This is a genomic window from Cytobacillus sp. T106 (assembly GCF_040492155.1).
Taxonomy (GTDB): Bacteria; Bacillota; Bacilli; order Bacillales; family Cytobacillaceae; genus Bacillus_AB; species Bacillus_AB infantis.
This window is the reverse complement of record NZ_JBEUMK010000023.1, coordinates 48,336-57,046: the sequence shown is the minus strand read 5'-3', so window position 1 is coordinate 57,046 and position 8,711 is coordinate 48,336. Positions and strand designations below refer to the sequence as shown.

11 protein-coding genes are annotated in these 8,711 nt (G+C 46.0%); 10 read left to right on the top strand and 1 reads right to left on the bottom strand.

Translation table 11 applies throughout. The annotated features are described in order from the left end of the window. Positions 1 to 1,042: 1,042 nt before the first annotated feature. Positions 1,043 to 1,246 carry a sigma factor G inhibitor Gin gene (locus ABU165_RS23725; protein WP_022543201.1) on the bottom strand — a complete coding sequence of 68 codons (204 nt, stop codon included), beginning with the start codon at positions 1,244 to 1,246 and terminating at the stop codon, positions 1,043 to 1,045. Between the two features lie 228 nt (positions 1,247 to 1,474). Between ABU165_RS23725 and ABU165_RS23720 the strand changes: the two genes are divergently transcribed. The 10 genes from ABU165_RS23720 (at position 1,475) to rsmI (ending at position 8,689) form a co-directional block, all read left to right on the top strand. Further along, the gene (locus ABU165_RS23720; RefSeq protein WP_318061047.1) at positions 1,475 to 2,935 is read left to right on the top strand and encodes an aminotransferase class I/II-fold pyridoxal phosphate-dependent enzyme; all 1,461 of its coding nucleotides are present in this window, start codon (positions 1,475 to 1,477) and stop codon (positions 2,933 to 2,935) included. Then, entirely contained in the window at positions 2,928 to 3,563 is a 636-nt protein-coding gene (tmk, locus tag ABU165_RS23715) for a dTMP kinase (protein ID WP_022543202.1), read from the top strand. Before ABU165_RS23720 ends, tmk begins: the two co-directional genes overlap by 8 nt. Before the next feature lie 175 nt (positions 3,564 to 3,738). Then, entirely contained in the window at positions 3,739 to 4,068 is a 330-nt protein-coding gene (locus ABU165_RS23710; RefSeq protein WP_009791690.1) for a cyclic-di-AMP receptor, read from the top strand. A 25-nt stretch (positions 4,069 to 4,093) separates the two neighbouring features. Beyond that, complete coding sequence (locus tag ABU165_RS23705; protein ID WP_009791691.1) at positions 4,094 to 4,534, top strand: YaaR family protein; 441 nt, start codon at positions 4,094 to 4,096, stop codon at positions 4,532 to 4,534. Between the two features lie 13 nt (positions 4,535 to 4,547). Continuing rightward, positions 4,548 to 5,555, top strand: coding sequence for a DNA polymerase III subunit delta' (gene holB, locus ABU165_RS23700; protein WP_094769603.1), 1,008 nt, complete (start codon positions 4,548 to 4,550; stop codon positions 5,553 to 5,555). After that, on the top strand, positions 5,548 to 6,375 hold the full coding sequence (locus ABU165_RS23695) for a PSP1 domain-containing protein (RefSeq protein WP_009791693.1): 828 nt from the start codon (positions 5,548 to 5,550) through the stop codon (positions 6,373 to 6,375). The genes holB and ABU165_RS23695 overlap by 8 nt, the downstream gene beginning before the upstream one ends. A gap of 13 nt (positions 6,376 to 6,388) precedes the next feature. Beyond that, entirely contained in the window at positions 6,389 to 6,757 is a 369-nt protein-coding gene (gene yabA / locus ABU165_RS23690; protein WP_009791694.1) for a DNA replication initiation control protein YabA, read from the top strand. Positions 6,758 to 6,815: 58 nt separating this feature from the next. Further along, positions 6,816 to 7,556, top strand: coding sequence for a tRNA1(Val) (adenine(37)-N6)-methyltransferase (locus tag ABU165_RS23685; protein ID WP_101553025.1), 741 nt, complete (start codon positions 6,816 to 6,818; stop codon positions 7,554 to 7,556). Then, positions 7,546 to 7,833, top strand: coding sequence for a GIY-YIG nuclease family protein (locus ABU165_RS23680; protein ID WP_009791696.1), 288 nt, complete (start codon positions 7,546 to 7,548; stop codon positions 7,831 to 7,833). Before ABU165_RS23685 ends, ABU165_RS23680 begins: the two co-directional genes overlap by 11 nt. Then, on the top strand, positions 7,811 to 8,689 hold the full coding sequence (rsmI, locus tag ABU165_RS23675) for a 16S rRNA (cytidine(1402)-2'-O)-methyltransferase (protein ID WP_318061046.1): 879 nt from the start codon (positions 7,811 to 7,813) through the stop codon (positions 8,687 to 8,689). Before ABU165_RS23680 ends, rsmI begins: the two co-directional genes overlap by 23 nt. Positions 8,690 to 8,711 lie beyond the last annotated feature (22 nt).

Sequence of the window (8,711 nt, the reverse complement as noted above, 5' to 3'; positions counted from 1 at the left end):
CTTCTCAGCGCCGATGGTAGTTGGGGGCTCTCCCCCTGTGAGAGTAGGACGCCGCCGGGCGAAACGAAGAACAGTCTGTGGGACTGTTCTTTTTTTGTGCTGTTTTTAGTGAAATGGAGAAGGTTTTAATAAGAAAAGCGTTCTTGGGCGGAAATTAGTGACGGCGTGGGGGAAATGAGCAGGTTTTCGTCGAGAATATTGGGGAGAGCAGCTGCTTTGTTTTTGAATTTAATCATTTGGCTCGATAATCTACCGACTCAGCAATTTATTTAATCAAATGGCCAATTAATTTACCGAAATCCCCAACTAATTTACCATTTGGCCTTAAATCCAACTATAGCCGGCAGCTGTTTTCATAAATATTGCTGGAAAAAGCATTATTGATGGGCATTAGAGCTGAGTATTTGATCAGAATAACCAGGTGAGCAGCTGCTTAAACTGTGAATTTAATCATTTGGCTCGATAATCTACCGACTCAGCGATTTATTTAATCAAATGGCCAATTAATTTACCGAAATCTCCATTTAATTTACCATTTGCCTTAAATCCAACTACAGCCGGCAGCTGCTTTCATAAATATTGCTGGAAAAAGCATTATTGATGGGCATTAAAGCTGAGTATTTGATCAGAATAACCAGGTGAGCAGCTGCTTAAACTGTGAATTTAATCATTTGGCTCGGTAATCTACCGACTCAGCAATTTATTTAATCAAATGGCCAATTAATTTACCGAAATCCCCAATTAATTTACCATTTGCCTTAAATCTAACTATAAGCCGGCAGCTGCTTTCTTAAATGCATGCCGGACGGGCGAATTGCTCTGCGTCCTTGCTTAACATATCGTTGAAATACAGCAGCTTTAACCATGAAAAATCAATTCGCAAGATAATCCACCAACACCCCAACTAGACTAACAAATATAACCCTGCTGTCCAACCCCACACTCTGCCTTCAAATGTGATTGCCTGCTGCGGCCGCCATGGACACAATGTCAAAATGGCTGCTTTCGTTCAAAAAACCACAAAAAAAAGAAGCATCAGCTTCTACGAGAATATTTCCGGTGTATTTACTTTCCGCAGTTTCTTTAGATAATATTTATATTTTGGATTGTCCGTGTCGGTGTTAATCAGATCAGATTCACAATCTGTGCAGATGAAAGAAGTATATAAATGTATGCCCCTTGTTTTATCCTCTTCGCAAATGACACAGGTTTTCTTCATCTGATTGTTTGCCAATAAAGAATCCATATCTCCACCTCCACCTCTTATTCTGTCCATTGTGCAAAAAATAATACAATTTTTTGAAAAGTCTCGAGGGTATTTACATGTTTTCTATTGTATGTTCTGCTTCGCTTCCGGGTGTATGTCTATAGGCAATTCTTTTGGCAACAGCTTATTTTTATTTAGGGGACGTATTATCTTTTTAAGATGTGGTCTGATAAAATAGGTGAAGAATCTAACAATCTGGTGATAACAATGAATGACTATAATAATATTCCCCTTTACGGCAGGCTGCTGGATCATATAGGTAAGGACAGCATTTCCCTGCATGTCCCGGGACATAAGAATGGCCTTTTATATAAAGGCAGCCAAGAGGCCTACGCAGAGGCACTGAAGCTGGATGTGACGGAATTGTCCGGTCTGGATGATCTCCATGCTGCTTCAGGTGTCATCAAAGAAGCAGAACTTTTAGCAAGCAAGCTGTATGGAGCTAAAGAGAGCTCTTTTTTAATAAATGGGTCGACTGTTGGAAACCTTGCCATGATCCTTGGGACTGTGAAGGAAGGCGAGACGGTCCTTGTGCAGCGGAATTGCCATAAGTCCGTTTTGAATGGGATACGTCTTGCCAAGGCATCTCCTGTTTTCCTGGGGCCGGAGTATAATGGTGACTGGGGGGTGGCCGGCGGCATTGCTCCAGAGACGGTGGAAAAAGCTATCAGCCTTCACCCTGATGCCAAAGCAATCATCCTGACTTATCCGAACTATTATGGCATGGTATTTGATTTGCAGGCAATCATCCATAAAGCCCATCAGCATGGGATACCTGTATTGGTGGATGAGGCGCATGGGGCTCATCTGATTAAAATGTCCCGGCTGAAGTCAGCAGTGGAGCTGGGGGCTGATTTCGTAGTGCAGTCAGCCCATAAGACGCTCCCTGCCATGACGATGGGTGCTTATCTCCATTATAATAGCCGGCTCATCGGTTATGAGGGAGCAAGGGAATATTTGAAGATGCTGCAGTCCAGCAGCCCTTCTTATCCGATCATGGCATCATTGGATGGTGCCAGGCATTATTTAGAAACATTTACAGAAGAGGATGATAAAATCCTCCTTGAGCGTATAGAATCATTCAGGCGCGGGCTGGCCGGCATAAGCGGCCTGCTGGTGCTGGAATATGAAGAAGGTGCAGGAGACCCGCTGAAAGTTGTGATCCAGCCTGAAGGGTTGTCCGGCTTTGAGCTGCAGAGCCTGCTGGAGGATGAGGGGATTTATCCTGAAATGGCGGATCCCTATAATGTCGTGTTTGTCCTCCCGCTCTTAAAGAAGGATATGGATTTTCCTTTTAAAGAGATTATTTTTAAAACGGAGAAGGCCATGTCCGGAAAAAGGAAGGGCCAGACTGCAAAAGTGAATTATTTTCAAAAGCCATCTGTTTCGACCCTTGCCGTGAATGCCCAGGACCTGATGGGGATGAGCAGAAAAGCAGTATCCATGGAGGAGGCGGCAGGAAAGATATGCGCAGAGCTGATCATTCCGTATCCTCCAGGTATTCCGCTCCTTTTTCCCGGTGAAGTGATATCAGAAGAGGATGTGAAGAGCATCCGGCTTTTACAGGCAAGCGGTGCAAGGTTCCAGGGCGGCAGCCATTTAGATAAAAATCAAATCAGCATATATGCTTTACAAGCAGAATGTAAGCAGGAGGAACATGATGGATAAAGGTTTATTTATAACAGCGGAAGGTCCTGAGGGAGCCGGCAAGACGACTATTATCAATATGCTGGCGAGCGGGCTCGCTGATGAAGGATATAAAGTGATGCAGACGAGGGAGCCGGGCGGCATTGAAATCGCTGAGCAGATCAGGGCTGTTATCCTGGATACAAAGAATACGGCAATGGATCCTCGGACAGAGGCGCTTCTTTATGCAGCAGCGAGAAGGCAGCACTTGGCAGAGAAGGTGCAGCCTGCTCTTGATGAAGGCTATATCGTCCTGTGCGACCGTTTTATTGACAGCTCGCTTGCCTATCAGGGATATGCCCGGGGGCTTGGGATTGATGAGGTCTATTCGATCAATCATTTTGCCATTGAAGGCATGATGCCTGAGCTGACCTTATATTTTGATATCGATCCGGCTTCCGGCCTCCAGAGGATCGGCCGGAATCAAGGCCGGGAAGTGAACCGGCTGGATTTGGAGAGCCTGGAATTTCATACGAAGGTACGGGAAGGCTATGAGATCCTGCTTGCAAAATTCCCGGATAGGATTAGCCGCATAGATGCTTCTCTTCCTGTGGAAGAGGTTTACCAGCTCGCATCTGCCAGGCTGAAATCGCTGTTTGCAGATAAATAGATTCTGAACGAAAGGGCCTCATGGGGCCTTTTCTCCTTTTCAGGAAAATTTTTTTGTTCTTTAGAGAACGGATTTATTTCATTGCTCCTGAATAGACGCTGTTTATAGACAGAATTCTTGCTATAATATAGATAGATACACGCGGAAAAACACTTTTTAAAGGACGTGACAATAGATGAAGCTAATATTAGCCGTTATTCAGGATCAGGACAGCAATAAGCTGATGAGTGCGTTAGTGGAGCATAATTTCAGGGCAACAAAGATGGCGAGCACCGGCGGTTTTTTAAAAGCGGGCAACACGACCTTTATGATTGGTACAGATGATATCCGGGTGGACAAGGCCCTGCAGGTCATAAAGGACAGCTGCAGTGCGCGCGACCAGCTGGTGGCGCCAGTATCGCCGATGGGCGGGAATGCCGATTCTTATGTGCCGTATCCGGTTGAGGTCGAAGTGGGCGGTGCGACAGTATTTGTTCTGCCGGTTGAAAGCTTCCATCAGTTTTAATAAGGGATAACAGGAGACGATCGCTTTGAAAATAAATCAGGATTTGCGCCTTAACCTTGATAAGGTTAAGCAGGATCAAAAGCTTCAGCCAGGCGATGGGGCAAAGTTCCAGCAGCTTGTCCAGAAGCAGGACCAAAAAATGCAGATGGCCCAGCTTCAGGGGCTTTTGAAGGATATCGACTCTGCCGGGGAACGCCTGGGGAGATCGCGCAATTTCAAGGATCTTGCCAAGTTTAAAACACTTGTCAAACGTTTTGTGAAGGAAACAGTGGATTATGGGATGGAGCTGAACCAGTCCCACAGCTGGAACCAGTATGGACAGGGCCGGTCTTTAAAGATTGTGGAGACCATTGATCAGAAGCTGGCCGATCTGACGGAGGAAGTCATGAAGAAGGAAAAGCAGTCCATCGGTATTCTCGGGAAAATCGGGGAAATCAAAGGACTGCTCATTAATATATATATGTAGGTGAGTGATCAGTTTGGCAAAAACGTGGGAGCAGCTGGAGAGGCTTCAGCCTGCCGTATTGAAATTATTCAAAAACAGCATACAGAAGGACCGGCTTGCCCACGCTTATTTATTTGAAGGGATGAGGGGGACCGGCAAGAAGGATGCCGGGCTTCTTTTGGCAAAAAGCCTGTTCTGCGAAAGGCCGGAGGGCGGCTATATCCCCTGTGAAGACTGCACGAACTGCAGGAGGATCAACAGCGGCAACCATCCGGACATACATCTGCTGGAGCCTGATGGGCTTTCAATTAAAAAGCATCAGATACAGGCGCTTCAGGAGGAGTTCTCGAAAACAGGAGTGGAGTCGAAGCGCAAGCTTTATATGATCAATCATGCCGATAAAATGACGGTAAATGCGGCGAACAGCCTTCTCAAGTTTCTGGAGGAGCCGAACTCTGACTCTGTCGCCATCCTGATGACCGAACAGGGACAAAGGATGCTGCCGACCATTTTGTCCCGCTGCCAGACCATTTCATTCATTCCGCTCACGCCCCAAAATATGGAAGCGCAGCTTGCGGAAAACGGTGTAAGCCCGCAAATGGCGCCATTATTGGCCCAATTAACCAATAATTTGGATGAAGCAATCGCTCTCTCCAGTGATGATTGGTTTGCACAAGCACAAAAAATAGTGTTAAAATTATATGAAGTGCTGAAAAAGAATCCTTTAGAGGCGATGGTTGCACTGCAGGAAGAATGGTTTTTGCACTTTAAAGAGAAAGAGCAGTTTGATCGCGGTTTGGATTTGCTGATACTTATCTTTAAGGATTTACTATATATACAGCTTGGGAAAAAGGGACAGGCTGTTTATCTAAACGAGATGAACCGTTTAGAGCAATATGCATTACAAACGTCCGGACGTCGTCTGACCGAGCAGATGACAGCCATTTTGGAGGCAAAAAGAAAGCTGCACGCAAATATGAATCCGCAGCTGTTGATGGAACAGCTTGTGTTAAAATTGCAGGAGGGATCTTCATTTGTATGATGTAGTGGGAGTACGGTTTAAGAAAGCCGGGAAGATTTATTACTTCGATCCCGGAGATCTCTCAATTCAAAAGGACGACTTTGTAATCGTGGAAACAGTCCGGGGCGTAGAGTACGGAAAAGTAGTAATTGCCCGGAAGCAAGTGGATGAGAACGATGTTGTCCTTCCATTGAAAAAAGTTCTGAGAATTGCAGATCAAAAGGATCGGATGATTGTTGAGGAAAACAAGGAAGCTGCACATGAAGCCTATGAGGTGTGCTGTGAAAAAGTCAGCACTCATCAGCTTGATATGAAGCTTGTTGATGTTGAATATACATTTGATCGAAATAAAGTGATTTTTTACTTTACAGCAGACGGAAGAGTAGATTTCCGGGAGCTTGTAAAGGACTTGGCAGCGATCTTTCGGACAAGGATCGAATTGCGCCAAATTGGTGTTCGGGACGAAGCTAAGATGCTCGGTGGCATAGGACCATGCGGTAGGATGCTTTGCTGTTCTACCTTCCTGGGGGATTTTGATCCGGTGTCGATCAAGATGGCAAAGGACCAGAACCTTTCCCTTAACCCAACTAAAATCTCCGGACTGTGCGGACGTCTCATGTGCTGCCTGAAGTACGAGAATGATGAGTATGAGTCTGCGAAAGAGCAGCTGCCGGATATAGGAGCGGTCATCAATACTCCACAGGGCCGCGGCAAAGTGGTTGGGCTCAATATTTTAGAACGCGTTCTGCAAGTGGAAGTGAGAGACCAGGAGCGTGTCCTTGAATATACGCTGGACGAAGTGCTGACAGAAGGTGCTGTTTCGGTACAATCCACAGATTAATGAGGTGGAACGCGTGGATAAAAAAGAAATTTTTGACTCCGTGATCAATATGGAAACCCAAATCGGACAACTGTATACACAGCTTGGCGAGCTTAAACAGCATCTGGCAGAGATACTTGAGGAGAATAATTCCCTGAAGCTGGAGAATGACCATTTAAGGCGCCGGCTGGAAACAACGGCAGAGCAACAGTCCAACAGGAAGAAAGACAAGAAAGGGAAAAGCAAGCCTCAGCAGGATGATAAAGTCATCGATATTGGTGAAGGCTATGACAATCTTGCAAGGCTTTACCAGGAAGGTTTCCATATTTGCAATCTGCATTTTGGGAGCCCGCGCAAAGAAGGGGATTGCCTTTTCTGCCTTTCCTTCCTTAATAAGAAATAATGTAAGCCTTCCTTTTGCCGGGAAGGCTCTTTTTACAATGTTTATCGGAGGAAATTGTATGCTGAATTTAAAAGGGGATGAGCGGCTGGATTATCTGCTTGCTGAAAAGCTGCGCATCATCCAGAGCCCGTCTGTGTTTTCTTTTTCCCTGGATGCAGTCCTGCTGGCGAGGTTTTCTTATGTGCCGATCCAGAAAGGGAACCTGATTGATCTGTGCAGCGGGAATGGTGTAATCCCGCTGTTTTTGAGCAGCCGGACAAAAGGGTCGATCACCGGTGTGGAAATCCAGGAGAGGCTCCATGATATGGCTGTGAGAAGCATAGAGTACAATGGGCTTGAAGACAGGATTAAAATGATTCATGGGGATATAAAGGAGATGCCGGCCCTGCTTGGGCACGGGAAGTATGATATTGTAACATGCAATCCGCCTTATTTCCTTACCCCAGCCAAAGATCAGATTAATGCCAATGAACATCTTGCCATTGCCAGGCATGAGATTCTGTGCACACTGGAGGATGTGGTGCGCGTCTCAAGCCAGCTGCTGAAGCAGGGAGGAAAGGCGGCTTTTGTCCACAGGCCAGGAAGACTCCTTGATATGGTCACTCTGATGAGGCAGTATAAGCTTGAGCCGAAGCGTCTCCAGTTTGTTTATCCGAAACAGGGCAAAGAAGCCAATATGCTCCTTGTTGAAGGGGTCAAGCAGGGGAGCCCGGATTTGAAGGTGCTGCCGCCGCTTTATATCTATAATAAAGATCATGAATATACACCGGAAATCAGTGAGATGTTATATGGAAAATGATGCACATTACTTCTATGTTTTAAAATGCAGAGATGGCAGCCTCTATGCCGGCTACACCAATGATCTCGACAGGCGGGTCAGGCTTCATAATGAAGGGAAGGCGGCTAAATATACAAGGGGGCGGGGACCGGTTGTGCTAGTCTACCATCAGGTCTTTTCAGGAAAAACTGAAGCGATGAGGGCAGAATATCAATTCAAGCAGTTAAGCAGAAAAAAGAAAGAAGACTTTCTAATGAAGGAAACAGGTGATTTGGATGTGGCAGCAAAAGAGCTTTAGCGATGATTATAAGAAGGGTACGCTTTATTTGGTGCCGACGCCGATTGGAAACCTGGAGGATATGAGCTTCCGGGCCGTGCGGATGCTGAAAGAGGCTGATTATATTGCAGCTGAGGATACACGTAATACAAAGAAGCTTTGCAATTATTTTGAAATAGAAACGCCTGTCATCAGCTATCACGAGCATAATAAAGGCCATAGCGGTGAAAAGATCATTCAGATGCTTGAAGAGGGATCAGCGGTTGCCGTGGTGAGTGATGCCGGGATGCCGACTATCTCGGATCCAGGCTATGACCTGGTCGTAAAGGCGCTTGAACACCAGCTGACTGTTGTTCCGCTTCCAGGGGCAAATGCTGCACTGACGGCTCTCATTGCTTCAGGCATTGCCTCGCAGCCTTTTTATTTCTATGGCTTCCTGAACAGACAGAAAAAAGAAAAAAAGCAGGAGCTGGAAAAGCTCGCTAAAATGGATGCAACCATTATCCTGTATGAATCCCCGCATCGCCTGAAGGAAACACTGCAGCTGATGAGCGGGCAGTTGGGCGAACGCCAGGCCGTTCTATGCCGGGAGCTTACAAAGAGATATGAAGAATTCATCCGGGGCAGCCTTTCAGAGCTGGCGGAATGGGCAGAATCTGATGAAGTCAGAGGAGAATTCTGTATTATCCTGGAGGGGAACCCGGAGGGAGAATCAGCGGAAGAAGATATGTGGTGGGAGCAGCTTTCCATTGAAGAGCATGTGAAGCACTATATATCTGTGAAGGAAATGAGCTCCAAGGATGCCATTAAGCAGACAGCGAAGGATAGGAGCCTGAATAAAAGAGAAGTTTACAGCGCCTATCATATTGAGCAATAGAAAAAAGCTTCCGGTATATGGA